This window comes from Mesorhizobium silamurunense, from assembly GCF_014843905.1.
GTDB lineage: Bacteria > Pseudomonadota > Alphaproteobacteria > Rhizobiales > Rhizobiaceae > Mesorhizobium > Mesorhizobium silamurunense.
Map to the genome: position 1 here is coordinate 1 of NZ_LPVS01000058.1, position 24,542 is coordinate 24,542.

Annotated in this window: 28 protein-coding genes and 2 pseudogenes; 10 read left to right on the forward strand and 20 right to left on the reverse strand. The window is 61.0% G+C overall.

The genetic code is table 11. The features are described from left to right. Positions 1 to 554: 554 nt before the first annotated feature. The 4 genes from gloA2 to AU465_RS16620 all read left to right on the forward strand — a co-directional run bounded on the left by gloA2 (position 555) and on the right by AU465_RS16620 (position 2,749). Positions 555 to 938 (forward strand): SMU1112c/YaeR family gloxylase I-like metalloprotein, encoded by a 384-nt coding sequence (gene gloA2, locus AU465_RS16605; RefSeq protein ID WP_192249731.1) that lies wholly within the window; start codon positions 555 to 557, stop codon positions 936 to 938. Positions 939 to 1,367: 429 nt separating this feature from the next. After that, a complete protein-coding gene (locus AU465_RS16610; protein WP_192249733.1) occupies positions 1,368 to 1,655 on the forward strand; it encodes a hypothetical protein in 288 nt (95 codons plus the stop codon). A gap of 258 nt (positions 1,656 to 1,913) precedes the next feature. Further along, positions 1,914 to 2,483, forward strand: coding sequence for a GNAT family N-acetyltransferase (locus tag AU465_RS16615; protein WP_192249735.1), 570 nt, complete (start codon positions 1,914 to 1,916; stop codon positions 2,481 to 2,483). After that, the gene (locus AU465_RS16620; RefSeq protein ID WP_192249798.1) at positions 2,444 to 2,749 is read left to right on the forward strand and encodes a hypothetical protein; all 306 of its coding nucleotides are present in this window, start codon (positions 2,444 to 2,446) and stop codon (positions 2,747 to 2,749) included. Before AU465_RS16615 ends, AU465_RS16620 begins: the two co-directional genes overlap by 40 nt. Before the next feature lie 358 nt (positions 2,750 to 3,107). Here the strand turns inward: AU465_RS16620 and AU465_RS16625 are convergent, their stop codons facing one another. From AU465_RS16625 to AU465_RS16670, 10 genes are read right to left on the reverse strand one after another with little or no spacing between them, the layout of a single operon-like run. Continuing rightward, positions 3,108 to 4,145, reverse strand: coding sequence for a Gfo/Idh/MocA family protein (locus tag AU465_RS16625; RefSeq protein WP_192249737.1), 1,038 nt, complete (start codon positions 4,143 to 4,145; stop codon positions 3,108 to 3,110). A gap of 7 nt (positions 4,146 to 4,152) precedes the next feature. Next, positions 4,153 to 4,602 (reverse strand): type II 3-dehydroquinate dehydratase, encoded by a 450-nt coding sequence (aroQ, locus tag AU465_RS16630; RefSeq protein WP_192249741.1) that lies wholly within the window; start codon positions 4,600 to 4,602, stop codon positions 4,153 to 4,155. 33 nt (positions 4,603 to 4,635) lie between these two features. Next, on the reverse strand, positions 4,636 to 5,004 hold the full coding sequence (locus AU465_RS16635; protein ID WP_126092641.1) for a 5-carboxymethyl-2-hydroxymuconate Delta-isomerase: 369 nt from the start codon (positions 5,002 to 5,004) through the stop codon (positions 4,636 to 4,638). Between the two features lie 14 nt (positions 5,005 to 5,018). Then, positions 5,019 to 5,879, reverse strand: a complete 861-nt coding sequence (locus AU465_RS16640; protein ID WP_192249744.1) for a shikimate dehydrogenase — start codon at positions 5,877 to 5,879, stop codon at positions 5,019 to 5,021. Between the two features lie 18 nt (positions 5,880 to 5,897). Beyond that, positions 5,898 to 6,671, reverse strand: coding sequence for an amino acid ABC transporter ATP-binding protein (locus tag AU465_RS16645; protein WP_192249747.1), 774 nt, complete (start codon positions 6,669 to 6,671; stop codon positions 5,898 to 5,900). Between the two features lie 7 nt (positions 6,672 to 6,678). Continuing rightward, positions 6,679 to 7,503 carry a transporter substrate-binding domain-containing protein gene (locus AU465_RS16650; RefSeq protein WP_192249750.1) on the reverse strand — a complete coding sequence of 275 codons (825 nt, stop codon included), beginning with the start codon at positions 7,501 to 7,503 and terminating at the stop codon, positions 6,679 to 6,681. Between the two features lie 41 nt (positions 7,504 to 7,544). Then, positions 7,545 to 8,195 carry an amino acid ABC transporter permease gene (locus AU465_RS16655; RefSeq protein ID WP_192249753.1) on the reverse strand — a complete coding sequence of 217 codons (651 nt, stop codon included), beginning with the start codon at positions 8,193 to 8,195 and terminating at the stop codon, positions 7,545 to 7,547. Between the two features lie 9 nt (positions 8,196 to 8,204). Beyond that, entirely contained in the window at positions 8,205 to 8,873 is a 669-nt protein-coding gene (locus AU465_RS16660) for an amino acid ABC transporter permease (protein ID WP_192249755.1), read from the reverse strand. Positions 8,874 to 8,919: 46 nt separating this feature from the next. Continuing rightward, positions 8,920 to 9,741, reverse strand: a complete 822-nt coding sequence (locus tag AU465_RS16665) for a sugar phosphate isomerase/epimerase family protein (protein ID WP_192249758.1) — start codon at positions 9,739 to 9,741, stop codon at positions 8,920 to 8,922. Next, the gene (locus tag AU465_RS16670; RefSeq protein ID WP_192249761.1) at positions 9,741 to 10,478 is read right to left on the reverse strand and encodes a GntR family transcriptional regulator; all 738 of its coding nucleotides are present in this window, start codon (positions 10,476 to 10,478) and stop codon (positions 9,741 to 9,743) included. Before AU465_RS16670 ends, AU465_RS16665 begins: the two co-directional genes overlap by 1 nt. 258 nt (positions 10,479 to 10,736) lie before the next feature. Here AU465_RS16670 and AU465_RS16675 point away from each other — a divergent pair, with 258 nt between their 5' ends. Genes AU465_RS16675 through AU465_RS16690 form a run of 4 tightly spaced genes read left to right on the forward strand, consistent with a single transcriptional unit; the run spans position 10,737 to position 13,907 of the window. Further along, complete coding sequence (locus tag AU465_RS16675) at positions 10,737 to 11,630, forward strand: intradiol ring-cleavage dioxygenase (RefSeq protein WP_192249765.1); 894 nt, start codon at positions 10,737 to 10,739, stop codon at positions 11,628 to 11,630. A gap of 24 nt (positions 11,631 to 11,654) precedes the next feature. Next, positions 11,655 to 12,437 (forward strand): fumarylacetoacetate hydrolase family protein, encoded by a 783-nt coding sequence (locus AU465_RS16680; protein WP_192249768.1) that lies wholly within the window; start codon positions 11,655 to 11,657, stop codon positions 12,435 to 12,437. A gap of 8 nt (positions 12,438 to 12,445) precedes the next feature. Then, entirely contained in the window at positions 12,446 to 13,237 is a 792-nt protein-coding gene (gene hpaI, locus AU465_RS16685; protein ID WP_192249771.1) for a 4-hydroxy-2-oxoheptanedioate aldolase, read from the forward strand. Beyond that, positions 13,224 to 13,907, forward strand: a complete 684-nt coding sequence (locus AU465_RS16690) for a transporter substrate-binding domain-containing protein (RefSeq protein WP_192249774.1) — start codon at positions 13,224 to 13,226, stop codon at positions 13,905 to 13,907. Before hpaI ends, AU465_RS16690 begins: the two co-directional genes overlap by 14 nt. 392 nt (positions 13,908 to 14,299) lie before the next feature. Here AU465_RS16690 and AU465_RS36595 read toward each other — a convergent pair. The 10 genes and pseudogenes from AU465_RS36595 to AU465_RS16735 form a co-directional block, all read right to left on the reverse strand. Continuing rightward, a pseudogene (locus AU465_RS36595) lies at positions 14,300 to 14,472 on the reverse strand (acyl-CoA thioesterase); the annotation flags it as partial. Positions 14,473 to 14,625: 153 nt separating this feature from the next. Next, on the reverse strand, positions 14,626 to 15,537 hold the full coding sequence (locus AU465_RS16695) for an ABC transporter permease (RefSeq protein WP_192249777.1): 912 nt from the start codon (positions 15,535 to 15,537) through the stop codon (positions 14,626 to 14,628). Next, the gene (locus AU465_RS16700; protein ID WP_192249780.1) at positions 15,534 to 16,634 is read right to left on the reverse strand and encodes an ABC transporter permease; all 1,101 of its coding nucleotides are present in this window, start codon (positions 16,632 to 16,634) and stop codon (positions 15,534 to 15,536) included. The genes AU465_RS16695 and AU465_RS16700 overlap by 4 nt, the downstream gene beginning before the upstream one ends. Continuing rightward, positions 16,631 to 18,154 carry an ABC transporter ATP-binding protein gene (locus tag AU465_RS16705; RefSeq protein WP_192249783.1) on the reverse strand — a complete coding sequence of 508 codons (1,524 nt, stop codon included), beginning with the start codon at positions 18,152 to 18,154 and terminating at the stop codon, positions 16,631 to 16,633. The genes AU465_RS16700 and AU465_RS16705 overlap by 4 nt, the downstream gene beginning before the upstream one ends. 2 nt (positions 18,155 to 18,156) lie before the next feature. Continuing rightward, positions 18,157 to 19,251, reverse strand: coding sequence for a BMP family ABC transporter substrate-binding protein (locus AU465_RS16710; protein ID WP_192249796.1), 1,095 nt, complete (start codon positions 19,249 to 19,251; stop codon positions 18,157 to 18,159). 33 nt (positions 19,252 to 19,284) lie between these two features. After that, complete coding sequence (locus AU465_RS16715; RefSeq protein ID WP_192249785.1) at positions 19,285 to 20,664, reverse strand: amidohydrolase; 1,380 nt, start codon at positions 20,662 to 20,664, stop codon at positions 19,285 to 19,287. Between the two features lies 1 nt (position 20,665). After that, positions 20,666 to 21,325, reverse strand: a complete 660-nt coding sequence (locus tag AU465_RS16720) for a glutathione S-transferase family protein (protein WP_192249787.1) — start codon at positions 21,323 to 21,325, stop codon at positions 20,666 to 20,668. Further along, the gene (locus AU465_RS16725) at positions 21,322 to 22,167 is read right to left on the reverse strand and encodes an aromatic ring-hydroxylating oxygenase subunit alpha (protein WP_192249789.1); all 846 of its coding nucleotides are present in this window, start codon (positions 22,165 to 22,167) and stop codon (positions 21,322 to 21,324) included. Before AU465_RS16725 ends, AU465_RS16720 begins: the two co-directional genes overlap by 4 nt. Then, positions 22,164 to 22,814 carry a Rieske 2Fe-2S domain-containing protein gene (locus AU465_RS16730; protein ID WP_192249791.1) on the reverse strand — a complete coding sequence of 217 codons (651 nt, stop codon included), beginning with the start codon at positions 22,812 to 22,814 and terminating at the stop codon, positions 22,164 to 22,166. Before AU465_RS16730 ends, AU465_RS16725 begins: the two co-directional genes overlap by 4 nt. A 160-nt stretch (positions 22,815 to 22,974) precedes the next feature. Further along, complete coding sequence (locus AU465_RS16735; RefSeq protein ID WP_192249794.1) at positions 22,975 to 23,244, reverse strand: acylphosphatase; 270 nt, start codon at positions 23,242 to 23,244, stop codon at positions 22,975 to 22,977. 325 nt (positions 23,245 to 23,569) lie between these two features. On the opposite strand from AU465_RS16735, the gene AU465_RS16740 reads away from it, so the two are divergent. Together AU465_RS16740 and AU465_RS16745 are read left to right on the forward strand one after the other, a co-directional pair. Continuing rightward, positions 23,570 to 24,184: a tyrosine-type recombinase/integrase gene (locus AU465_RS16740; RefSeq protein ID WP_312891272.1), complete on the forward strand. Its 615-nt coding sequence runs from the start codon at positions 23,570 to 23,572 to the stop codon at positions 24,182 to 24,184. A gap of 20 nt (positions 24,185 to 24,204) precedes the next feature. Then, positions 24,205 to 24,542: pseudogene (locus AU465_RS16745) on the forward strand (IS91 family transposase); the annotation flags it as partial.

The window sequence follows — 24,542 nt, forward strand, 5'->3', positions numbered from 1 at the left end:
ATACCCCCGAGTCATAACGCCGCGGCCGCCACCGGTTTTGCCCCGGTTACCTATTAACTTACTAAGCATCTGAAATCATTGATTTATTAGGAAAGCTTGTGGCGGTTTTGAATTACTCCCGTAGCTTTGAGATTCGGCGGCCATACCTGGCAACGTCGCGAGAAGCCTACGACTTACGGACATTTTCAGCTGATCCGTCGCGGCCAGGGCCAAGCAATGGGGTCAGTCGCGGAACGGCAGCTTTGCGCCCAATAGTCGCCGTCCGCCGATCCCCTCGCCAATCCTGGAAGCTGCCGTACGTTCACCTTCGGCCGGCGGCTACATGGACATTTCCGCCCGACAGCTTTTGGCAAGATCGGCGTTGATAGCTGCCCATCGCGAGGCCAGCCGAAATGCGGATTTGGCTGCTCTCTGGCGGCAACATCATGCCGCCGATTGGGCGCAGATGAGATCCGTATGGACGAGGCGACCCTCGCGAATGGCGACATCAACAAAGTGCCGCGTACCCGATGGTGACCTTGGCCTCAAATCCCAGCTTGGCTAGAGTTCGCAGCATGCTGAACGCCATTCACCACGTCGCGCTCATCTGCACCGACTACGACCGGTCGCGACGGTTCTACGTCGAACTCCTCGGCCTCGATCTGATCCGGGAGATCTATCGGGAGGAGCGGCAGTCATGGAAGGCGGATCTGCGGATCGGGTCCGTCCAGCTGGAATTGTTCTCCTTCCCTGCGCCAGCGATGCGGCCGTCCCATCCAGAGGCGACAGGCCTGAGACATCTGGCATTTGCGGTGGTGAATCTTGATCCCGTAATTATGCACCTGGAAGCCGCCGGCGTTGCCGTTGAGCCAATCCGGATCGACCCATATACAGACCAACGGTTTACCTTTTTCAGAGACCCAGATGGATTGCCGCTGGAGCTCTACGAAGCTCCATAAGGAACGGTCCGCTTTCGCGACCACGTCATCGGAGGTGGGAACGGCAGTCGGCAGATATAATCCGCCAACTCGGGTGCGTCACCGGGCTCCTTGCCACGGGCTAGGAGGCCGACCGCTCTGCGCCGGATGTCGGACATTGAGACCAGCGTCGCTGTGCGCTCAGAAACGGACCCTCACGATCCAGAATCGGCAGCTGGATGGACCAGCCGAACAGCAGACGCGCTCGGCTGAAAAGACTAGCACTCGATAGATCGGATCCTAAGCCAATTTCCGCCTGCCGCGCGCGTTATTGCAAGACGTTCAAATTTGAGCTTCCGCACTCATGCTTTGTCGAGAGTATCTCCTATAGTCTCTTAAACCTTCTGCGCCGTAAGTTTTAGCCGTTTTGAACCGCCGTCGGCGACGATGACGACGAAATAGGAGAACGCAATGACTCGCAATCACGTTGAACGTCTTGGAGAGTTCAGGGAAATCCTAGTCGCGACTCGACGCGAAGGCGTCCGTAACGTGCACCATACTCGCGACGCAATGCGGGCAAGCGGCTTTCAGATCGGGGACAGCGATGGCTCCAGCTACGGTGCCCAGCTGAAGGCGCTCCAAGAGGAAATTGAGGCAGTCGATCGCGCCATCGAAGACGAGAAGCGGTTGGCCTTGGCCCTCGAGAGCGCGGCTCAATCCCGCCGACCGACTAAGCCGAGAATCGTGAAGGGAACATAGAGCCAGCTACGGCCGTTGGCAGCTCATCGCGTCGCGACAGGCAATTTTCGAGCGATGCACATCCTGCTGGCCACATAAAGATCGAGAACACGGTTCGCTATCTTGGGGTAGACCTGGAAGACGCGCTCACCCGCGCTGAGGGCACCGAGATTTGATTTTGGTAGCCTCTCGGCACTACCGAGGCGCCGTCATTGGTGGTTAGCGGACTCGGCCTGCCAGCGCCGTTGCATTGGCGCCGCTTCAGGTCGAAAATGCCACATGAAAGCAGTCCGATTTCCCAAGCTCACGACACCAAGGCTCGTGCTTCGGGCGCCGAGCGAACGGGATATCCCAGCATGGTTTGCGCGCGCGACGGATGTCGAATCCGCCTCCCTTGCCGGCGATCCTGTTCCCGACGACATAAGCGCAGGCGAGCGATGGCTCGCCCGTTCGCGTCAGCGGTTCGCTGACGGTAAGGCGATCCAGTGGTCCATAGACCAAGCAGGAGTATCGGACGCGATCGGGACGATAACGCTGTCCTTCGGCGCAACCGATGCCAAGGCAGCCGCATTGGGATTTGTGCTGGCGCGTGCGCATTGGGGGCACGGACTGGGCAGCGAGGCGGCGCGCGAAGTCCTCCGCTACGCCTTTGGAACTCTGGCGCTTAAACAGGTGACGGCCGAGGCGGCGGCGCGCAATTTCGCGTCGCTGCGGATATTGGCGAAGCTCGGCTTCAAACATATCGAGAGCTTTATCGATGAGTCCGACGGCGAGCGTTGCGAGCATTTTGCGCTCGACAGAGACATCGGATGGTCATTGTTGGCGAGCAACGCGATGCCAGACTGTTAGGCTTTGAGCCATCCGCCAATAGATGTTCCTTCCTCGGCCCCTTGCGGACATCAACACAATACAAGAAAGCCATCTTAGGCCTCTTCAAGCGCGTCGCCTCGGGCATGATTCCTATGGACCTGAAACGCGGCATCGACAAGGCCGTAGAAGCCGTCGTGGCTGAGCTGAAGACCAATGCCCGCAAGGTGACCAAAAATGACGAGATTGCCGCCTTCGTTGCCGACCTTCTGCATCGACATTCGACCAGCCGGCATGATTGGTCTTGAAGGAGACCCAGGCGTGTGTCGGATCAACATCGTAAGTATCGGCGGCAAAAGCAGATCCGGCAAAAAGCACGCCGGTTAGAGCGGCGGCTAAAACTGTAGGTCTCATTGATATTCTCCTTTGATTTGTCCAGCACGCCCCTTTCTGCCTTACGTCGGCTTCAAGCAGTCACCCAGAAATTCGATGAAGCGTTGCGTCATTGCCGAAGCAGGCGCGTTTCGATGGCGGCGAAGACAGAGCGGCGGCGACGATTTCCTCCGCCAGAAGCGCGATGCCTAACGTCGGTGTTGAGCCGGCGTTCTCATCGCATCGGATGCAAGGAGACGCGAAGGGCGAGCAGGCGGTCACATTACTCAGGCGTCAGTTCAACTCGATACGTTCTCCCGTTGCCGCCGAGCGTTTTACCGCATCGACTACCCTCAAGGTTTTGAGCCCCTCACGCCCGCTGACAAGCGGCGGTTCGTCTCCGCGGATCACCTTGCAGAATTGCCTGATCTGCAGAACGAGCGGGTCCTCGTCGTCGACCTCGATACGCGTTTGGTCAAATGGTTCCCACCAACTCCGTTTACCAGGATTGCGCCAGACCTCGAGCGACGGAACAGCCAGCGACCCGTGCGTTCCTCCGATCATGTAACAGGATTGCTCGGTTTTCGGGTAAGCCGGATTCTCTCCGGTTGTCATCTCCCAGCTCCACGGTGCGACCACCGCGTCCGAGACTGTTGCAGTTCCTAACACTCCATTCTTGAACTCAATCAGGATCACAGCCGTTTCCTCAACCGCGTTGCCGCGCACCGCGTTGGACTCGCGTGCCTGAACCGCAGCCACATCGCCGAAAAGGTAGCGCAGATTATCGACATCGTGGATGAGATTGAGGAAAACCGGCCCCGCACCGCGCTCACGACGCCACGAGATGTCGAAGTAGTCGTCGGGTTTGAATAGCCAGAACATCGCATTGACAACAAGAACGCGGCCGAGCTTTCCGCTTTCGATGATTTCCTTTCCCTTCTGCATCACCGGATTGTGTCGGCGGTGATGACCGGTCAAAAGAGGAAGACCTTTTGCCTCAGCCGCTGCGATCAGCTTTGCCCCGGATATAATGTCGTCGGCGATAGGCTTCTCGATGAGTGCAGGAATGCCGGCTTCAACGGCTTCCAACCCGTTCTGAACGTGAGCCGGGTTGGGCGTAGCCACGATGATACCATCAGGTCGGTCTGCGGCAATCATGTCCGCGAAGCTTGGAAACCACTTCACGCTGGCTTCCTTGGCAATTGTCTCGCCAACCGGCGTGGGATCGACCACGGCACTGAGTTGCGCCGAGGGCTCGGCCAGGACGTGCTGAATATGGCGCTTACCGATGAGGCCTGCCCCAACAACGGCCAGCTTAACCCGTTGGGTCATGATCACCTCAGCCCTTGCCCGACGCCTTGCTCATAGTCGCCGCGCGTCGGATGGCAAGCTGGTATCCTTCCGTTCCAAGGCCGCAGATCACACCGTCCGCGCGGTGCGAAACGAACGAATGGTGTCGGAAGCTTTCGCGCTTGTGCACATTGGAAATGTGAATCTCGATCACAGGCCCCTCGAATGTGTTCAGAGCGTCGAGGATGGCGAGTGAGGTATGGGTGAAGGCTGCCGGATTGATGACGATGCCTGCACCGTCCTCGCGCGCCTCATGAATCCAATCGATGATCTCGTATTCCCGGTTGCTCTGATGAAAGCGGATTTCATGGCCGAGTTCGGCTGCCAGCTTGCGGCAGTCCGCCTCTACGTCTGCGAGCGTTTCATGCCCGTAGATATGTGGCTGGCGTTTGCCAAGCAGATTGAGGTTTGGTCCATTGAGAACGTAGATCAGGCTCATAGCATAGTGTCCTTCTTGAGCACTCTGTTCTGGTCAGACGAACGCGATTGCTTGAACAGCAAAATCAGGGTCCGACTCGTAGAGATCTGCGCGCAAGCCGAGCTTTCCAGCTTCGAGAGCAGGCGCGGCGATCGTCCGCGCGGCCTCGAGAACGGCAGTGAGAAGCTTCTGCTTGGTTTCTGCAGTACGACCCGGTGCCATCCGCACGATGATTTGGATGAAATGATGATCGACATGCTCATCGCCCACGCAGGAGTATGTCGCCTCCCGCGCAAGCGTGCGCACGGCAGAAGGTTTCACAAGGCCGCCATCGCGAACGCAGCGATGCACGGTCAGCGTCAGTCGGTCCATGGCTACATGCTCGCCTGCGCCCCGGCTATAATCGATGATGATATGCGGCATTTGGGATATCCCCATCAAGCCGACAGGCGGCATAGGTCCGTAAAGTGAAGGGACATGCGCTCTGCGTCCGGTGCTATCCCGGTGAACAATTCGAAAGCCGCTGCTGCCTGGTAGACGGTCATGCCGCCGCCCCGAAGGGTCCGGCAGCCTTTTCCTTCGGCGAGAGCAAGGAGCTCTGTGACGAGTGGCATATAGACAATGTCGGCCACCCAATGCCGTGGCAGAAGCCATTCCGCATCGATCGGCAAACCAGGATGGCTCTTCATACCCGTCGGCGTCGCGTGGATAAGGCCGTCCGCGGAGCGCAGGGCGCTGCCGACATCCGTCGTGGCACGCGCGCAATCCCACGAGAACCGATCGTTCAACTGCTGGGCCAAGGTTTCTGCCCGTTTTGATTCCTGGTCAAAGATCGATAATCTGTCAAATCCGAGCTTGATGGCGGCATGCGCCACGGCGACACCGGCGCCGCCGGCGCCAAGCAGGACGGCATGCGACTTCGCGACGTCCGGAAGGCCGCGCTGGAAATTCTCGTAGAAACCGTACCAATCCGTGTTGTGGCCGATCCTCTCGCCGTTGCGGAAGACCACGGTGTTGACCGCACCGAGCATCTTTGCATCCTCGGAAAGGCGATTGAGGTGGGCGATCACTGTCTGCTTGCACGGATGTGTAATGTTGCTGCCGGCAAAACCGCGCTGCTCTTCCTCGTCTAGGAGGTCCGGCAGCGCGGAGGCGGGAAGGCCTCGCTCGGCGAAGTCGAGAAGCTCGTAACGGTAATCGAGGCCCTGGCGTCGCCCCTCCATTTCGTGGAGGGCCGGGGACTTTGACATTTGGATGTCGGCACCGATCAGCCCCACGAGGAATTTCTTGTCGTGCATTGGCATCGCTTTCGAAAATCAGTGATGGGCCAGGATTTCACCGAGGAAGGTTTTCGTGCGCTGGTGCTCGGGAGACTTGAAGAAGACCTCCGGTTCGGCCTCTTCGACGATCTCTCCGGAGTCCATGAAGATGACGCGGTCAGCGACCTGACGGGCAAACCCCATTTCGTGCGTGACACAGATCATCGTCATCCCGTCACGGGCGAGCCCGATCATGGTGTCGAGCACCTCTTTCACCATTTCGGGATCGAGGGCAGAGGTCGGTTCGTCGAAGAGCATGACCTTCGGCTCCATGCAGAGCGCGCGGGCGATGGCGACGCGTTGTTGTTGTCCGCCCGATAGCTGCGCGGGATATTTGTCCGCCTGGTCAAGGATTCGAACGCGCTCGAGATATTTTCGAGCCAGTCGCTCTGCGTCAGCGTGGCTTACGCCTCGAACACGCATTGGGGCGAGGGTACAGTTCTGAAGTACGGTTATGTGGGGGAAGAGATTGAAGCTCTGGAAGACCATTCCCACTTCGCGACGTACAGCGTCGATGGATTTGGTGCTTCCGTCCAGTACGTGACCCTCGACGACGATCTTGCCTTCCTCGATCGTCTCGAGGGCATTGATGCAGCGGATTAACGTTGATTTCCCGGAGCCTGACGGCCCGCAGAGGACGATTTTTTCGCCTTTGCGGACCGACAAACTAATGGATTTCAAGGCATGGAAAGTGCCGTACCACTTCTGCACGTCCTCAAGGGAAATCAGCGTCGATTGATCTTTTGCGGAATTGAGCACGGAACCCTCCATTTGGGCTTTACTTCACGGTGAACGGGATGTTCGGAATGGATTCCGGGAACCGCGGCAGATCGATCGCCATCCACTTCTTAGTGATGGCGGCAAGCTCACCATTGGCCTTGATCTTGTCGATGAAGGCGTTGACGGCTTCGTTCCAGTCCTTCTCGCCGAGACGGGTACCGACGCCGTTGTAGGTCGTCAAAAAGTTAATCTTGCGCTCGTACGTGCCGGCACTCGCCGCATCCAGACGCTGACCATAGAACTGGTTGCCGCCAACCGCCCTTACCTGTCCGGAGACCAGAGCCTGGATGGTTGCGGCGTCGTCATCAAAGCGGCGAACCGTTGCGGTGGATCCGACGGCGTTCGTTACTGCCTTGTCCTGCGAACTGGATTTCGGAACGCCGATCTCCCATCCGGCAACGTCTTCAGGCTTCGTAACCGTGTCGGACTTGGCAGCATAAAGCGAAATCGTGTTGGCGGCGTAAGGCTTGCTGTACTGAATTGCTTTCGCGCGTTCTTCCGTCATCGCCATCGTTGCGAACAAGATGTCGACTTTGCCGGTGGTAAGCGCCGGAATTCGGTTGGCAACGGCGAGCGGCTGGAATTGAACCTTCACGCCTAATTCCTTGGCAAAAAGGTTGGCGACGTCAGCGTCGAAGCCGTCCTGCACGCCGCTTGTGTTGACGAACCCCCATGGCGCATTGTCGCCCTGGATGCCGACCACGAGCGTGCCCTTTGCCTTGATTTCCTCTACAGTTGCCGCAGAGGCGGCGGCAGTGCCAACGGTTGCGAAGGCAATAGTTGCCAGTGCAAGTCCGAGAAAAATCCCACGACTGTTATGCATGCTTATTCTCCTCCTTAAGAGTTTTGCTTCGAGCGAAGCGGTTAGCGGGCAGCTTTCGCCATCCGTTTTTCAAGGCGACTTCCCGCATGGGAGAGCGGCCAGCAAATGATGAAGTAGATTGCGCCGACGATCCCGAAGACGAGCAGCGGACGATAGGTCTGGTTTGAAATGATCTGACCGGCGCGAGTCAGTTCAATGAAGCCGACGATTGCTGCCAGCGACGTGCCCTTGGTGAGCTGGACAAGGAAGCCGATCGTGGCCGGCATCGAAATTTTCAGGGCCTGCGGCAGAATGACGTCTTTCATCCGCGAGACATAGTGCAGACCGAGGGCGTTGGCGGCTTCCGTCTGGCCCTTCGGCACAGCCTCGATGGAGCCGCGCCAGATCTCGCCCAGGAAGGCGCTGGCATGGAGCGTGAACGCGACTGCGACCGCGATCCACGCGTTAACGTCGATGCCCAACAGCGCAACGCCGTAATAGACAACGAAGAGCTGCATCAGAAGGGGCGTGCCCTGGAAGACGCCGATATATCCTGCGGTGATCGTCCGGGCGACCTTGTTCTTCGAGGTGCGCAGGAGCGCGATCAGGATTCCGAATATCCCCCCACCGATGAAGCCCACGATCGCAAGCAGCACGGTCCATTTCAAACCCTGCATCAAAAAGAAAAATTGATCTTCTCCGATGGGACCCATGGCTGCTTCCTATCGCGTCGGGTAGCTGAAGTAGTGGCGAGAAATGAGCGCAAAGAGGCCCATCATCAGGCTTGAGATGACCAGGTAGATAGCGGTCACCGTGAAATAGACTTCGAAGCTGCGGAAGGTGTCAGACTCAATGCGCTGAGCGGCCGAGGTCAGCTCGTAGGCGGCGATCGACGTGCAGACAGACGTTGTCAGTGTCAGCATGATGAACTGGCTTGTGAGCGAGGGATAAATCGCCCGCAGCGCCGGCTTGAGCACGATGAGCCGGAAGACGTCCGCCTTGTGAAGACCAAGTGCGAAACCTGCCTCGATCTGGCCGCGCGAAACGCTCTCGATCCCGCCTCGGATGATCTCGATTGCGTAGGCCCCACCATTGATGCCGAGGGCAATGATCGCCGTGACGGTCGGATTGAGGCGGATGCCCATGAGAGGAAGGGCAAAATATATGAAGAAGATCTGCACCAGGAATGGCGTATTACGCACAACCTCGACGAACACGATCACGGCAGCCCGCGTGATCTCGCTCTTGGAACTCCTTGCAACGACGCCCAGGAGCCCGATGACGAGTGCGAGGAGCATCCCAGCTAACGCAAGGCCAACCGTTCCAAGCGAACCCCATAGCAATTCCGGGGCGCGGTCGAGGACCGCACCGAAATCGAACGTATACCGCATTTAAGACTTTCTCCTCCTGACCGGCCTAGGCCGCGTCGGCGCCGGATCAATGATCCGGTTTCAAAATTCCCAGTGCGCTGGCATGCAGATGTTTTAGATGTGCCTCCGGGTCGACCGACCCGACGAGTGGCACTTCGACCGAGATAGCAGCGCCGTATTCAGTTGCCGCACAGAGGTCCTCCAATGGCAGTTCGCCTTCTCCTGGAGCGAACCTACCGCTTCTCGCCTCGGCGATCATTGCATCCGATGTTTTGGGCGCAGGACCGCGGGCGTCGCAAAGCTGGATGTGTTTTACCTTCCCTGCATTTGCGCGAAGCTCGTCGATCGAGGCTCCGTTTCGGAAGAAGTGAATCCCGTCAACGAGGGCACCGGCATTCTCTGCTCCACAGGCATTCAAGACCTCTACGCTGTCCCGAAAGGTCCTTACCGTCCGCCAGCCCATGTTTTCGATGTCGACTGACATGCCATATCGCGCCGCGACGGCGCAAAACTCTGAAAGGTTTGTGGCAAGACGGCCGCCGTCTCGATCATCGCCGCAAACACTCAGCCGGCGCGCCCCTATGTTCGCAGCGGCTGCCACGGTCGCCTCATGGGAGGCCGCAACGAAGCTCTCGTCGATCACGAAGAACTCGATATCGAATATCTTGATGCCTTCGCCATCGGCAATTGCCTTGAATTCCTGGGCACTGTGGCTGCCCACCGGCAACTCGTAGAAAGGGGCTCCGGGAAAGGCGGGGTGAAGACGAAGCCCTATCGACGCAAAACCCGCCCGAGCAGCTATCACCGCGAATTCCTTGGGCGGCAGCCCGATCGATGAAAAGTGCGCCACGCCCAGTTCAAGGCGCGGCCCTGGCGTCGCGACGGTCATCACAAGGTCCCCTTTGTCGCAAGGTGATTGCGCAGATTGGTTCCCGTGCGGTGAATATGCTGACGCAACATATCGCACGCATAGTCCAGATCCCTGGCGACGGCTCCCTGAGCGATCTCACTGTGCTCCTGGCTGACGTTGCGGTCACCCGACGTGCGGGTCAGAAACACCCGGCGATAACGGTCGTTGAGATTAAGCAGCAGGCTGCAGAAATGGAGCAGGATCGGCTTCCCGCAGCCGGATATAAGTGTCAGATGGAATTCGCGGTGGAGCTCTTCCCAGCGCTCGAGTGTCTCGGGGCGGGCCGCGTCACGCTCAGTGCGGTTAAGGCGATGCAGCGCTCTCATAACGTTGCCTTCCCACTCCACATCGCCGATCCGCATGGACTCGCGAAGCGCAAAGACTTCGAGCTCTTCGCGCAGGATGGTTATCTCTTCCAGATTGGCCAAGGAGATTGATGAAACGCGGTAGCCGCGATTGTCCTCGAACTCCACTAGACCGTCCGATATCAGCCGCGCCAACCCTTCACGCAGCGGACTGAGGCTTACGTTGAACGTCTTGCGCGCCTTTTCGAGATTGATCTTGCTGCCAGCCTGAAGCTCGCCGGAGATGATCGCCTCACGAAGACGGGATGCAAGCTGGCTCCCAATCGTGTTTTTGCCGTCATCGAGAAAGCCAGAAGACGGTGGAGCATCTTCTGTCGGCGGAGCAGATGCGCCGTCATCATGCGGTACCATTGCTTCTGCGGGCTCCCCGAAATTAGTCGTCGATGATCGGTATAATAAACGATTATTCCTGTCAACTTCGGTGCACTTAAATTTGCGAAAATGCCAAGCGCTAATTTCGTGTGCGAAAACAAAATATAATCAAATCAACCAACTGGACGCTTCCATCCTGATCCTTTCGGCATCTCGAGTGTCGCGAGAATGCACGGCGGCGGCCTTGACAGATAATCGATTATTTGGATAGTCGGGCAAATCGGGAGGTAGCCCCACATGGTGATCAAAACTGAAAGCGATCTGACGCCGGCCGTCCTCGCCGTGATGAATCGCACTGAAGGCCCCCGCCTGCGAGAAATCCTCGTGTCGATGGTCACGCATCTTCATGCTTTCGTGCGCGAGGTTCGACTGACTGAGGTCGAGTTTCGGGAGGCGACAGCCATGCTGAACGAGATCGGGCAGCTGCATACTGATCATCACAACGAGTTTGTGCTGATGGCCGGTTCTCTTGGCGTGTCTTCACTTGTCTGCCTGCTGAACAATGGCGACAGAGGACAGACTGAGACCTCCCAGTCGCTGTTGGGCCCATTCTGGCGCCTCAACTCTCCGCGAGTCGAAAATGGCGCGTCGATCATCCGATCCGAGACGCCGGGCACTCCCTTATTCGTGCATGCCAAGGTCGTTGACCGCGACGGTAAGCCAATTGCCGGCGCCGAAGTGGATGTCTGGCATGCATCTCCCGTCGGTCTTTATGAAAACCAGGACCCGGACCAGGCCGAGATGAACTTGCGCGGCAAATTCACGACCGACGAGCAAGGTCGGTTCTGGTTCAGGACCGTCAAGATGGTCGGGTATCCGATACCGGTCGATGGCGTGGTCGGACGCCTGCTCAAAGCTCAGGGACGCCATCCGTACCGACCAGCGCACCTGCACGCACTGATCTTCAAGCATGGATACAAGACGCTGATTTCCCAGGTCTTCGACCCCAGCGACCCGAACATCGACTCCGATGTTCAGTTCGGTGTCACGGCAGCGCTGACCGGCGACTTCATTCGTCATGAGGAGCCCCATCCGACCGAAGCGGATATTCCTGGTCCGTGGTTCTCGCTCGACTACACCTATGCCATGGAGCCCGGCGAAGCCGTTTTGCCGCGTCCCCCGATCAAATAAATCACGATCAGTAGAGCAAACGATATGATCACCGAAGAAGAACGCCGGGCCGCGGCAGACGCGCTGCTCAAAGCTGAAATCGAGCGCAAGCCGATCATACAGCCTAGCGAGACCTACCCGAACCTCGAGCTCGAGGACGCCTACCGAATTCAGGCTTTGTGGGCGGAGGCGAGGGTAGCCAAGGGCGCACGGATCGTCGGGCATAAGATTGGCCTGACGTCACGCGCAATGCAGATGGCTTCGAAGATGACGGAGCCGGACTACGGCTGCATTCTTGACGATGCGCTTTACAACGACGGAGCGCAGATCAGGGCTGACTTGTTTATCAAGCCGCGCCTTGAGGTCGAGCTGGCCTTTGTTATGGGTGAGGATCTCGTCGGGCCCGGCACCAGGATCTATGACGTCATGCGTGCGACCGAGTTCGTTGTCCCGGCGCTCGAGATTATCGACTACCGGACCGAAGTCCCTCGAGCGATCACGGATACCATTGCGGACAACGCGGCTTTCGGCGCCCTCGTCGTTGGCGGCCGTATAATTCGCCCGATGGACATCGATATCCGTTGGGTCGGAGCGACTCTTTCCAAGAACGGCATCATCGAGGAATCGGGCGTGTCGGCGGCGATCATGGGACATCCGGCAGCCGGCATCGCGTGGCTGATCAACAAACTTCATGCTGTGGGCGGTGGCCTGAAGAAGGGACAAATAGTCCTGGCCGGCTCCTTCACGCGTCCTGTCGATATCGCGAAAGGGGATGTCATCCAGGCCGACTATGGCCCTGTTGGCTCCATCGGCGTGTCGTTCGTGTGAGGTGCCAGTTGGATCATCCCGTCAATCGGTTCAAGCGGAAGCTCCTTGCTGGTCAAAGTCAGATCGGCCTGTGGTGTGGCCTGCCGGGAAACTACGCCGCGGAAATCGTCGCGCCTTCAGGTTTCGATTGGCTCCTGTTCGACACGGAACATTCTCCGGGTGACGTTCTGACCGTCCTGCCACAATTGCAAGCGGTCGCACCATACGACGTTTCCCCAGTCGTCCGCCCGGCCATCAACGACCCCGTTCTCATCAAACGTTTCCTGGATATTGGCGTTCAGACACTGCTCATTCCCTACGTTCAGAACGCGGAAGAGGCGAAAGCCGCAGTCGCGGCCGTGCGATATCCTCCGGATGGAATTCGTGGTGTTTCTGCCCTGACGCGCGCCACTCGTTTCGGCCGAGTTGCGCACTATGCGCAAAATGCGGAACGGGAAATTTGCCTGTTGCTGCAAGTTGAGACGCGGGAAGCGCTTGGCAACCTCGAGTCGATTGCCTCGGTAGAGGGAGTGGATGGCGTATTCGTAGGACCGGCAGACCTTGCAGCGAGTTTCGGACACAGGGGCCAACCGAGCCACCCGGAGGTGGTCGATGCAATTGTCGACGTGATTGAACGCCTGAAAGCGTTGGGCAAGCCTGCGGGCATTCTTACCCCGGATGAGAAGTTCGCGGCACGGTGCATCTCACTGGGAACACTATTTACTGCCGTTGGTGTCGATGTCGCTGTTCTGGCGAGGGGATCGGAAGCACTCGCGGCACGATTTGCATCGCAAGGAGCGTACCGCGATGCCGGAACGTGATGAACTCCTCACTGAAATCGCACCGACGGGAGTCATCAGAGCGGCGGTCAACATGTCGAATGCCGCACTTGTCCAACTCGATCCAGTGACAGGCGTTCTAACAGGGCCGAGCGCGCAGATCGCGATCGCACTTGCGGCAGAACTCGACTGCTGTTTGTCGCTGGTTCGATACGGATCGGCCGCTGACATTCTTGCGGCTGCCGAAGGCAACGAGTGGGACGTTGCATTCATTGCTCCCGATCCGTCACGTGCCGACAGGTTCTCCTTCTCGCCCCCCTATACCACGGTGACCGCCAGCTTTCTGGTGTCAGACAGTAGCCCGCTAGGCAGCGTGGGGCATGTCGACGTCGAAGGGGTGCGCATTGCCGCCGCCAAAACCGCTGCGTATACAAAGCAGCTTGAGCGACAGGTTAGAAATGCAATCCTCCTCCATACCGAAAATCCCGCCTCCGCCCTGGACATGCTTATATCCTCCCAGTGCGATGCGGCTGCGGGCTTGACCGAGTCCCTGTCACGTTTCTGCGAAGAGAATCCAGGTTTCCGCGTTGTTGAGGGGACATTCTCGAAAGTGCCTCAGGCGATCGCTGTGCATCGGAGGTGCGTTCAAGCTTCAACCTTCCTGTCGGACTTCATCCAGCAGCATTGCAGTGCGGGTATGCCGAGCAATTGAAGCAGTTGGCGGAACATGCGTCTTTCGATTCAACGCTTATGGCGCTGAAAATATTTAGTTTTTTCTGCTGTTTGTTACACAGTTTGTTACACAGCTACCACTGCGATGTTCGATCGCGCCAAGGCTCATGGCTCTGAGTTCCCTCGCCCCATCTATTGACCGTTAAAAACCTCCGCCGGACTACGTCGCTGCCTAGGTCAGACGGCGGTGATCCAATGAGGATAGAGAGGCGGGCGAGGGACCGCTTCGGATCGGAACTCGCCGAGGCGCCTCTGACCCACAACGACAATTGGCTTACTTAATGATGGCTGCTTCGCGCTAATGTCGGACGCTGAACTCGAAATCCTCATTACCTGAAGCCGACATGGATTGCCGCTGACGTTGGGCAACCGCTTCGAACCGTTGCTCGACTCGCGACACGGTTCGCGGCGAAGTTCCGCTGCCCGCAATCGGCGTTGGTGCGTTGCAATCATCGTTTTGAAGCCGGCACCTCTGCCGGCCTGCCATCATCGTCAACCGCCACCATCGTGAAGTAGCAAGAATTGGTGTGACGTCGGACGAAGGCGGTGTCGGTCAGGCTGGCATTGCCGGCAGGATTGGCCCGGGATCAGCTCAGCATTTTAAGGCATGAGGATTGCGTGCAGCCCTTCATGCCCCAGGGACGGTGCGGCCTGCGCTCAGATGTCGGGCTAATTGCGCGCTTGGGCGGCGAGCGACACTATTGTTCGAAAGGCTCTCCGAGCGAAGCCACGCCGTTGAGCTTAAGCAGACGCCGGTTCGAAGAAATGATGCCCAGCACGACGATTGTCACGATATAGGGCAGGCTCGATAGAAGTTGCGAAGAGACGTCCAGTCCGGTCGCCTGGGCCGCCAGGCTTGCCAGGGAGACGGCGCCGAAGAGACAGGCGCCGAGGAAGATACGGCCGGTGAGCCAGGTGCCGAAGACGACGAGCGCGATCGCGATCCAGCCGCGCCCGGCAATCATGCCATCGGCCCACAGGGGCGTGTAGACCACGGCCGCGTAGGCGCCGGCGAAACCCGCCAACACGCCGCCGAAGGCGACAGCGGCGAAGCGCACGGCGATCACCGGATAGCCGAGCGCATGGGCCGCCTTGGGATTCTCGCCGACGGCGCGAACGACAAGGCCGGTCTTGGTGTAGGCGAATATTCCCCAGATGGCGACGGTCGCAGCAAGCGAGAGCCACACGACGACGTCCTGAGCGAACAGGCCGCCGATGACCGGGATATCTGAAAGCCAGGGCAATGAAAGCTTCGGAAGGCCTTTGACCGTGAGGCTCTCATAGGTCTTGCCGAACAGTGCCGAGAGGCCCTGGCCGAGTATGCCTATGGCGAGTCCCACCGCGACCTGGTTCGCGCGGAACCCCAGCGCGATGACGGCAAAGACAAGGGAAAGAGCAGCACTTGCGAGGCCCGCGGCGAGGAAACCCAGGAGGTGGCCGCCGCCGTGATAGACGATGATGAAGGCGATGACCGCCCCCAAGGCCATCAGTCCTTCCACGCCGAGATTGAGGACGCCGGCCCGCTCGGCCACCATTTCGCCGAGCGCCGCCAAAAGGAACGGCATGGCCGCCGCCAGCATTCCGGCGACGATGAACTCGAGGGCATTCATGGAGCGCTTCCGTGGGCGGCATGGCGCCATTCGAGCCGGTAGCGGACGAAGGCGATGGCGACGAGATAGGTGAGCAGCAGGCTGCCCTGGAAGACCCGGACCGCGGCGACCGGCAGATTTGCCGAGACCATGGCGTTGTCGCCGCCGATATAGAGGGCCGCCATGAGCAGCGCGGAAAAAACGATGCCTATCGGGTGAAGGCCACCGAGATAAGCAACGATGATGGCCGCATAGCCGTAGCCGGTCGAGATGGAGCGCTGCAACTGGCCGAGCGGCCCGGCCACCTCGGCCGCCCCGGCGAGGCCGGCCGCGAAGCCGCCGATGAGGAGGGAAATCCAGATTGCGCGGCCTTCGTTGAAGCCGGCGTATCCGGCCGCGCGCGGCGCGAGGCCGCCGACCTGCAGCTTGAACCCGGCGAAACTCCTCTGCATGAAGACCCAGGCCGCGAGGGAGAACGCGCAGGCGATAAGTAGCGAGACGTTGACGCGGGTGCCGGGGACCAGGATCGGTACCATCGCGTCATACTGGAACATCACCGATTGCGGGAAGTTGAAGCCGTTTGGGTCCTTCCAGGGGCCGAGAAGCAGGTAGTTGAGCAATTGCGCGGCAACGAGCGCCAGCATCAGTGACACGAGAATCTCGTTCGCGTTGAGCTTCACGCGCCAGAAGGCCGTGAGCGACGCCCACAGCGCGCCGCCCACCGCACCGATGACGAGCATGGAGGGCCAGATCCACTGGCCCGTTGCCTCCGGGAACCAGATGGGAATGGCCGATGCGAAGATCGCGCCGAGAATGAACTGCCCCTCCGCGCCGATGTTGAAGACCTTTGCGCGAAAGCCGATCGCAAGCCCCTGCGCGATCAGCAGAAGCGGCCCCGTCTTCAGAAGAACTTCCGAGAACGAGGCCCAGGACAGGAAAGGCTCGAGAAGCATCGCGTGGAAAACGGCCACCGGATCGCGGCCCATCAGGAGGTAGAGCCCGAGATTGAGTAGTGTCGCAAGGCCCAGCGCCACGGGCGGGGCGAGCATCTTGATTGCAAACGAGGCATGTTCGCGGCGAACCAGAACGGGAAGGAACCGCAGGGACAGAGCGCTCATGCGGGGACCTTTTCGGCGGTCGTATGCGCACCGATCATATAGCGGCCGATCTCCTCGGGTCTGGTGTCGCGCGTCACCAGCGGCGGGCTCACCCGACCCTGATGGATCACCTGGATGGAATCGCAGAGCTCGAACAGTTCCTCCAGTTCCTCCGAGATGACGAGGATGCCCATGCCTTCGTTGCGCAGGGCGACGAGGCGCCGGCGGATGGCGGCCGCGGCGCCGATGTCCACGCCCCAGGTGGGCTGCGCCACGAACAGCAATTTCGGCGACAGCATGATCTCGCGGCCGACGATGAACTTTTGCAGATTGCCGCCCGAAAGCACCCCAACCTCCGTTTCGGAGCCCGGCGTGCGTACGTCATACTGCCGGATGCAGTCTTCGGTGAAAGCTTTCGCCCGGGGCGTGTCGACCAGGCCGCGTTTCAGAAGGCCGGAGGGATGGGCGGTCAGAAGGCTGTTGAGGACGAGCGACATTTCAGGCACCGCGCCGCGGCCCAGCCGTTCCTCGGGAACGAAGGCGAAACCCAGCCGGCGGCGGGCGGCCGCATCGAGCACGCCGACGTCCTTGCCCATCATGAAGATACGCTCGGACTTTTCGCGCGGCAGCACTGTCTCGCCCGAGATCAGCGCCGCGAGTTCGCTCTGGCCGTTGCCCGATATGCCGGCGATACCGAGGATCTCGCCTGCCCGGACCGTCAGGCTGACGTCGGAAAGCGTCACGGCGAAGGGATCGTCGGGCCGATGGTCGAGGCCGACGATTTCAAGGCGCTTTTCCCCGCCGGAATGGGCAACCGCCGGCATGGGCTGCGGCATGTCGCGGCCGATCATCATGCGGGCGAGGTCGTGCGCGTCGTGGTCGCGCGGATCCACGTGGCCGGTGATGCGCCCGCCGCGCAGGATGGTCGCACGGTCGCAGACCGCGCGGATCTCCTCCAGCTTGTGCGAGATGAACAGGATGGAGACGCCGCCGTCGCGCAGCCGCCGCAACGTCTCGAACAGCTTGTCCACCGATTGCGGCGGCAGGACGGAAGTCGGCTCGTCAAGGATCAGGAGTTGCGGTTCGGTCATCAGGCAGCGGATGATTTCCACCCGCTGCCGCTCACCGACCGAAAGCGCGTGCACATGGGCGAGCGGATCGACCTCTAGACCGAAGTCGCGGCCGAGCTTGCGGATGCCTTGCGCAATATCCGATTTGGCACCGGGCACGACCAACCGGATGTTCTCGACGACCGTCAGCGTCTCGAACAAGGAGAAATGCTGGAAGACCATGCCGATCCCCTTGCGCCTCGCATCCGCCGGGGACGCGAGGGCCAGGGGTTCTCCTTTCCAGGTCGCCGATCCAGCGTCGGGCTGCTCGACGCCGTAGATCAGCTTCATCAGCGTCGACTTGCCCGCCCCGTTCTCTCCGAGGATCGCATGGATCGAGCGCGGAGCCACGTCCAGATCGATGTCTCGATTGGCATGGATCTGGCCGTAGCTCTTGCAGATGCCGCGCAGCGACAGAAGCGGGGCGGTCATGGTTACTTGGGCAGCGGCGTGGTGACACCCTTGACGTGCCAGTCCATGGCGACGATCTCGGCCTCGGTCATCGTCTTGCCGGCGGGAACGCCCTCGCTGCCGTCGGCCTTGGCGATCGGACCGGTAAAGGGCGAGAAGCTGCCGTCGGCGATCTTGGCTTCAACATCCTTGATCTTGGCCATCATGTCGGCCGGGATGCCCGGGTTCCAGTCAGCGACCTCGACAACCTTGTCGCCGACACCCAGGAAAGCGTTGGCGCCCTTGAAGGTGCCGGCGAGGTGGGCGTCGACCGAGGCCTTGAAGAAGGGCGACCAGTCGGTCGCCACGCAGCCGAGATAGGCCTTGGGCGCGTATTTCTTCATTGACGAGTTGAGGTTGAAGGCGGGAACGCCGGCCTCCTCGCAGGCCGAGACGACGGACGGCGTATCCTGCGCGTTAGAGAAGATCACGTCGCATTTCTGCGCCAGCAGCGCCTTGGCGGCTTCCTGCTCCTTGGCCGGGTCGAACCAGGAGTTCACCCATACGACCGAAACCTCGACATCGGGCTTCACCGCCTGCGCGCCCAAGGTGAAGGCGTTGATGGAGGTGATCAGCTCGGGGATGGCGAAGGCGGAGACGGAACCGAGCTTGCCGGTCTTCGAAAGCGCGGCTGCCGCCATGCCCATCAGATAGGTGCCCTGCGAATATTGGGCCGCGAAGGGCGAGAAGTTCGGCGCCACCTGGAAACCGGAAGCATGCAGCACGGTGACGTCGGGATTGCGCCGCGCGATCTGCAGGGCGCCGTTCTGGTATCCGAAGGAGCCGGCGATGAGGAACTTGTTCCCGTCGGCGACCGCCTTGTTCATGATGCGGTCGGCGTCGGGTCCCTCCTGTATGTTCTCGATGATGGTGACCTTCACCTTGTCGCCATAGGCTGCCTTCACCGGCTCGAGCCCGTCGGCGAGCGCGCGGCCCCAGCCGACATCGCCGACCGGCGACGGGACCACCAGTGCGATGCCCAGCGGCTCGTCGGCGGCAGGCGCGCGGCTGCCCACCGCGGCAACGAGGCCGGAAGCGGCGGCGCCCTTCATCAATGTTCTGCGGGTAAGATTTATCAGCATATCGGTTCCCCTTGCTTTTGGTTTTGGTTGCTAGAATTGCACGGTCGCGAGCGCCGCCTCGGCTTGCGCGAACATCCTGGCCTCGTCGAGCCCCGGGAATTCTCCCTTGGCCCAAACGACACGGCCGTTGATCATGGTCATGTCGGTCGGCGCGCCGATGCCCACCTTGGCCAGCAGGCTCAGCGGATCATGCCGCGTGCCGACATAGTCCATGCGCCGGGTGTCGATGGCGAAGAAGTCGGCGGCCATGCCGGGCGCCAGCCTGCCGATGTCGCCGCGCCCGAGCAGCGCCGCACCCCCGGTCGTCGCATAGCCGAGAAAATCGGCCGGCGGCGGCACCGGATGGTCGCGCGTCGACGCCGCCAGACATTGCAGCATGTAGGCGGAATGGATGCAGTGCATCAGGTTGGAATTGTCGTTCGAGGCGGCGCCGTCGCAGCCCAGTCCGACACTGAGCCCGAGGGCCGACATCGCCGGTATGTCGGTGATCTCGGCGCCGACGAGATAGACCGGCTCAGGGCAATGCGAGACGCCGGTGCCGCTCGCCGCCATCTTGCGCAGCTCGTCGTGGGTCAGCTCCCAGCAATGGGCATAGAAGGCATCCGGCCCGCAGAAGCCGATCTCGGCGCAATAGTCGACCGTGCGCAGGCCGTGACGGGCCTGCATGACCGGGCTTTCGCCCTCGCCGACATGGGTGTGCATGCGCACGTTGCGGTCGCGCGCCAGCGCCACCGATTCCACGAACGTGTCGCGATAGCAGTTGACCGGCTGGCAGGGCGCGACGACGACCTGGCGCATGCCGAAGCGACCGGCATCATGGTAGGCGTCGATCAGCCGGGCGCAGTCGGCGATGAATTCGTCGGTCGTTTCCAGCATGGCGTCAGGGATGGTCGAGCCTTCCGATTTCGGCAGCGTGTTGCCGCCGCGTCCGGCATGGAAGCGCATGCCGAGCAGTTCGGCCGCTTCGAACTGCCGGTCGATCAGCCGTTTGCCGGCATGCCGCGGAAAGCAGTATTGATGGTCGAATGCCGTGGTGCAGCCGTGCTTTATCAACTCGGCCATCGCGGTGACCGACGCGTGGTAGAAGCATTCCTCGGTCAGCCGCGAGAAAATCGGATAGATGCGGTCGAGCCATTCGATGACCGACAGCTTCGTCCAGTCCAGATCGGCGCGGTTGCGCACGAAGCATTGAAAGAAGTGGTGGTGGGTGTTGACGAGGCCGGGATAGACGAACCAGCTGGCGGCGTCCTGCGCGACGGTGCCGACAGGCAGTTCCCCCTTGTCGAGGCCTTCGCCGATGGCCCGTATCGCCGGGCCGTCGGTCAAGACATCGACATTGCGACGGACGCGCGGACCGTCGCCATCGTCGACGATGACCGCAGCGCAGTTCTTCAACAGATAACCCGTCATGTCAGGCCTCGCCGCTTTCAAGGACGGGCTCGGGTTTGAGCTCGTGCAGTCGGTGGATGCCGGGCATCTCGATGAAGCCGTCGATGGCGCGGATCGCCCGCGACCATAGCCGGATCGCGGGATAGGGATCGAGCAAAACGCCGCCGTCCGGCGCCAGCGCGACATAGGGAAAGCAGGCGATATCGGCGACCGTCGGCCGGTCCGACGCAAGGAAGCGCTGGCCGCGGATGCGCTGTTCGACGAGGCCGGCTTCCAGTTCCCGCAGGGCCGCCGTGCCCTGCCCGCGAAGCGCATCGATATTGCCCGGACGCAGCAGCATCTCGTGCAGGCGCGCCGCTCCCAGGCTGGCGGTCAGCCGATGCGAGAAGGACAGCCATTGCTGGACGGTCGCCGCCGGTCCGGCCGCATCGTTGCCCAGCCATTGCGGCGCCGCCTTCGCGGCGAGGTAGACCAGCATGGCCGAGGATTCGGTCAGGACGAGGTCGCCATCCTCCAGAATCGGGATCGAGCCCGCCGGGTTGAGCGCCAGGAGTTCGGGGCCGCGATGCTCACCGCCGGGATGGAAGTCGACGGGGCGGATGTCGAGCGCCACACCGGTCAGCGCCGCCATCAGGCGCACTTTGTAGCAGCTCGGAGACAGCACGTAGTCGTAGAGCTTCATTGCGCCACCAGTTGCGCGCCGTAGGTGTAGCCGTGGCGTTTCAGCCAGCGCCGGTAGGCAACCGAGGTCAGGTCGGCCCGCGTGGGAATCTCCATGCCGGGATCGAGCGGCAGCAGCCCCGGGATCTGGTTTTCAAGGATCGACCGGTCCTGGACGAAGATCGTCTGCTGGAAATGGATCAGGTCGGTCATCGGCGTTTCGTCGTCGAACAGCGCCATCCATGGCCAGACGTCGCACAGGTCTTCGGCAAGCGGCTGCACGAAAAGGGTGATGACGTCCCATTCACCCGGGCGTGGCGGGCAGGTCTTGTAGAGGATCGAGCAGGTCGGCGTGGGTACACGATACATGTATTGCGTGGTGATGCCACCTTCCGCCGACTTGGCGGCCTGCGGCTGGTAGAACTGCACCTGGGTTGCCCATACCTCGTCTTCGTCCTCGCGGATCTCGACCTTGTAGTTCTGCACCTCCGTATGCGGCTCGGCTCCCAATATGTCGGTATGGACGAACGGAAAATGCGCGATGTCCAAGAAGTTCTCCACCGCGCGCAGCGGCGAGCAGCGCACGCGCACCACCCCGACATCGACGAGCCGGCGGCCGGGCTGATCGGCCTCGGGGATTGCAAACAGCGGCTTTTGCGGATCACCGAGCGACGCCCAGACATGGCCATAGCGGATACAGGCCGGCAGAACACGTCCGTTGCCGCCGGTGACCTTGGCGTTCCCGTCCTCGCCGAGCCTCACCTCGATCGGCTCGCCCATGAGGGCGGTCTTGCGTCCATGCGCATCGAGCTGGCTGGCAAGGCCGACCGGATACCATTCGTCGGTCATCGCGTTGCGGGTCATCGGGCGGTCCCGCTGGCCGCTAAATGCTCGGCCGCCCGCCGCAGCGCCTCGGCGGCCCTCGACGCGGCGATACGGTTGGTCGGATTGCTGTCCTCGTCCACCAGAACATGCATCAGCGTCTGCGCTTTTCCTTCGAGAGCAAGCAGCAGCCGCACCGTCCGGCCATCATGCGTGTAGTCGAGCAGGCCTTCGGCGGCCTTCGTCCCGGCGGCCGTCTCCAGCGCGGCGATGCCCGCTTCGACCATCATGGAGCGCAGGGGAGCAAGGCCGTCGAACCGTGGCGGCCCGGCGGCGGGTTCGCCAGCCGGAATCCAGATGATGCCGCCGCCATCCTCGACGGGCTGTGTCACGACACGAATCGTGTCCGGCGGCATCAGTGCCGGATGGGCCGGAATGCGCAGGCAGTTTCCCGCCTGGGCATAGCTCCAGCCGTGATAGATGCAGGACAGGGTCTCACCGCGCACGAAGCCGTGGGAGAGGCGCATGCCGCGATGAGGGCATCTGTCGGCAAAGGCCGCCGCACGGCCGGAGCGGCTTCGCCAAAGCGCAATCGGCCCGGCTGGGGATTGCGCTGGCATCACGGTTCCCGCCGGCAAGTCCGCGGAGAGGGCAACAGGCATCCAAGAGCCGGTCGGATAGGGCGGCATACATCAACTTTCAAACGACACCAGCATGTTTCCGAGCGCGGCTTCGCGGTCAAGGATATGCTAATAGACCCGGTTACGTTTGCACAACATTTCCTCACTGGCAATAATGCCCAAAAAAGGTGCATGGCACCTTTCGCAGGGGGAGGCCGCAGGCCGGAAACTAGCCCGATTCGCCCTCTATCGGTGCCCGCCGGATGGCCTCGACCCAGACATCGATTGGTCCAAGAGAGCAACCCATCTCCATCATGTCGATGAGCTCGGCCGGACCGGCAATGTCGAGTTCGATGCGGTCGGGACCGGCAACGCATATCGCCTGCGCGAGCCCGAGCTTGGCGGCATGACGCTCGATCCACGGAAGGAAGGATGCCGCCTCGACATCGCCGAGGATCGTCATGCGCTCCCGCCAGGAATGGCGATTTTGCTCGCTCATAGAAGCCTCGGCAACGAAACAGATATATATATCTATCTACATTTTGCTCAATCGCTGAAGCACCTTTGGGAGCGAGCTCTTGCGACGTTACAGCGACCGTTCCCGGGCAGCGCCATGTCAACGGCGGGAAGTGGCCGCACCGGCCACGGAAGTCTAACCAGACGCGGCTCCACTTCCGAGTGGAGCCGTGGATGCTAAGCGCCTCATGCACGAACCCGCTTCGCGGGAGGGGCGCCTCGTTCTGAGATGGCGCGACAGGCATTGGTCTTGAGCGGGTAGAAGCTGCGATCCGACCATGGAGTTCCTTCAACGAGAGGAACTTGCCATGGACACCCTGTCGACCGATGCACCGATCACGCCGCTTCGCCAGCGCATGCAGCAAGACATGCTCATGCGGGGCCTGGGCTCCCATACCCAGCAGGACTACGTTCGTCACGTCCGGCGCTTCGCAGCCTTCCTCCGACGCTCTCCCGATACTGCGACGCCCGAGGACATCCGCCGCTTCCAATTGTATCAGCATGAGAACGGCGTCGGGCCTGCGACCATCAACGGCGCGGTCTCGGCGTTGCGGTTCCTGTTCCTGGTGACGCTGAAGCGGCGGGATCTGGCACGTGTGCTGGTGATCATGCGCTATCCACGCAAGCTGCCGGACGTGCTGAGCGTGGAGGAAGCGGCGCGGCTGCTCGAAGCAGCACCTGGCATCAAGTACAAGGCCGCGCTCGGTGTCGCCTATGGCGCGGGCCTGCGCGTATCGGAGGTCGCGCACCTCAAGGTCGATGATATCGACTCCACACGCATGCTGATCCGCGTCGAACAGGGCAAGGGGCGCAAGGATCGCAACGCCATGCTCTCGCCGCAACTCTTGGAACTGCTGCGGCTGTGGTGGCGCGAAGGCAGGCGTCGGGGGGTGATGCTTCCGCATGGCGCTGATGGAGGATAAGCCGCCTCCCGGCTGACCCGGTGCGCGTGGGCTTGGAGGTTGCCGACATCTTCCGTGCTGCTGGGCCCGCCTACCGGCTACCCATGCAGGGCACCTGAGCCAGCAGCATCTCAAGGTGATGTCAGCGATCGAGAACTGCCGCACCGCAGCCCTTGGCGGTCACGTCGAGGCCTGCGAGGACTGCGGCCAGTGGCGCATCGCCTGCAACAGCTGCCGCAACCGGCACTGTCCCAGGTGCCAGGGCGCGGCCGCACGTACATGGCTCGCCGAGCGGGAAGCCGACCTGCTGCCGGTCGGCTACGTCCATGTCGTCTTCACGTTGCCGGCCGAAGTCGCCGACGTCGGCTTCCAGAACAAG

Bases quoted from the DNA above. Each gene is read 5' to 3' on its own strand.
- gloA2 (WP_192249731.1), top strand. From the start codon at position 555: ATGCTGAACGCCATTCACCACGTCGCGCTCATCTGCACCGACTACGAC.
- AU465_RS16610 (WP_192249733.1), top strand. From the start codon at position 1,368: ATGACTCGCAATCACGTTGAACGTCTTGGAGAGTTCAGGGAAATCCTA.
- AU465_RS16615 (WP_192249735.1), top strand. From the start codon at position 1,914: ATGAAAGCAGTCCGATTTCCCAAGCTCACGACACCAAGGCTCGTGCTT.
- AU465_RS16620 (WP_192249798.1), top strand. From the start codon at position 2,444: ATGGTCATTGTTGGCGAGCAACGCGATGCCAGACTGTTAGGCTTTGAG.
- AU465_RS16625 (WP_192249737.1), bottom strand. From the start codon at position 4,145: ATGACCCAACGGGTTAAGCTGGCCGTTGTTGGGGCAGGCCTCATCGGT.
- aroQ (WP_192249741.1), bottom strand. From the start codon at position 4,602: ATGAGCCTGATCTACGTTCTCAATGGACCAAACCTCAATCTGCTTGGC.
- AU465_RS16635 (WP_126092641.1), bottom strand. From the start codon at position 5,004: ATGCCGCATATCATCATCGATTATAGCCGGGGCGCAGGCGAGCATGTA.
- AU465_RS16640 (WP_192249744.1), bottom strand. From the start codon at position 5,879: ATGCACGACAAGAAATTCCTCGTGGGGCTGATCGGTGCCGACATCCAA.
- AU465_RS16645 (WP_192249747.1), bottom strand. From the start codon at position 6,671: ATGGAGGGTTCCGTGCTCAATTCCGCAAAAGATCAATCGACGCTGATT.
- AU465_RS16650 (WP_192249750.1), bottom strand. From the start codon at position 7,503: ATGCATAACAGTCGTGGGATTTTTCTCGGACTTGCACTGGCAACTATT.
- AU465_RS16655 (WP_192249753.1), bottom strand. From the start codon at position 8,195: ATGGGTCCCATCGGAGAAGATCAATTTTTCTTTTTGATGCAGGGTTTG.
- AU465_RS16660 (WP_192249755.1), bottom strand. From the start codon at position 8,873: ATGCGGTATACGTTCGATTTCGGTGCGGTCCTCGACCGCGCCCCGGAA.
- AU465_RS16665 (WP_192249758.1), bottom strand. From the start codon at position 9,741: ATGACCGTCGCGACGCCAGGGCCGCGCCTTGAACTGGGCGTGGCGCAC.
- AU465_RS16670 (WP_192249761.1), bottom strand. From the start codon at position 10,478: ATGGTACCGCATGATGACGGCGCATCTGCTCCGCCGACAGAAGATGCT.
- AU465_RS16675 (WP_192249765.1), top strand. From the start codon at position 10,737: ATGGTGATCAAAACTGAAAGCGATCTGACGCCGGCCGTCCTCGCCGTG.
- AU465_RS16680 (WP_192249768.1), top strand. From the start codon at position 11,655: ATGATCACCGAAGAAGAACGCCGGGCCGCGGCAGACGCGCTGCTCAAA.
- AU465_RS16690 (WP_192249774.1), top strand. From the start codon at position 13,224: ATGCCGGAACGTGATGAACTCCTCACTGAAATCGCACCGACGGGAGTC.
- AU465_RS16695 (WP_192249777.1), bottom strand. From the start codon at position 15,537: ATGAATGCCCTCGAGTTCATCGTCGCCGGAATGCTGGCGGCGGCCATG.
- AU465_RS16700 (WP_192249780.1), bottom strand. From the start codon at position 16,634: ATGAGCGCTCTGTCCCTGCGGTTCCTTCCCGTTCTGGTTCGCCGCGAA.
- AU465_RS16705 (WP_192249783.1), bottom strand. From the start codon at position 18,154: ATGACCGCCCCGCTTCTGTCGCTGCGCGGCATCTGCAAGAGCTACGGC.
- AU465_RS16715 (WP_192249785.1), bottom strand. From the start codon at position 20,664: ATGACGGGTTATCTGTTGAAGAACTGCGCTGCGGTCATCGTCGACGAT.
- AU465_RS16720 (WP_192249787.1), bottom strand. From the start codon at position 21,325: ATGAAGCTCTACGACTACGTGCTGTCTCCGAGCTGCTACAAAGTGCGC.
- AU465_RS16725 (WP_192249789.1), bottom strand. From the start codon at position 22,167: ATGACCCGCAACGCGATGACCGACGAATGGTATCCGGTCGGCCTTGCC.
- AU465_RS16730 (WP_192249791.1), bottom strand. From the start codon at position 22,814: ATGCCGCCCTATCCGACCGGCTCTTGGATGCCTGTTGCCCTCTCCGCG.
- AU465_RS16735 (WP_192249794.1), bottom strand. From the start codon at position 23,244: ATGAGCGAGCAAAATCGCCATTCCTGGCGGGAGCGCATGACGATCCTC.
- AU465_RS16740 (WP_312891272.1), top strand. From the start codon at position 23,570: ATGGACACCCTGTCGACCGATGCACCGATCACGCCGCTTCGCCAGCGC.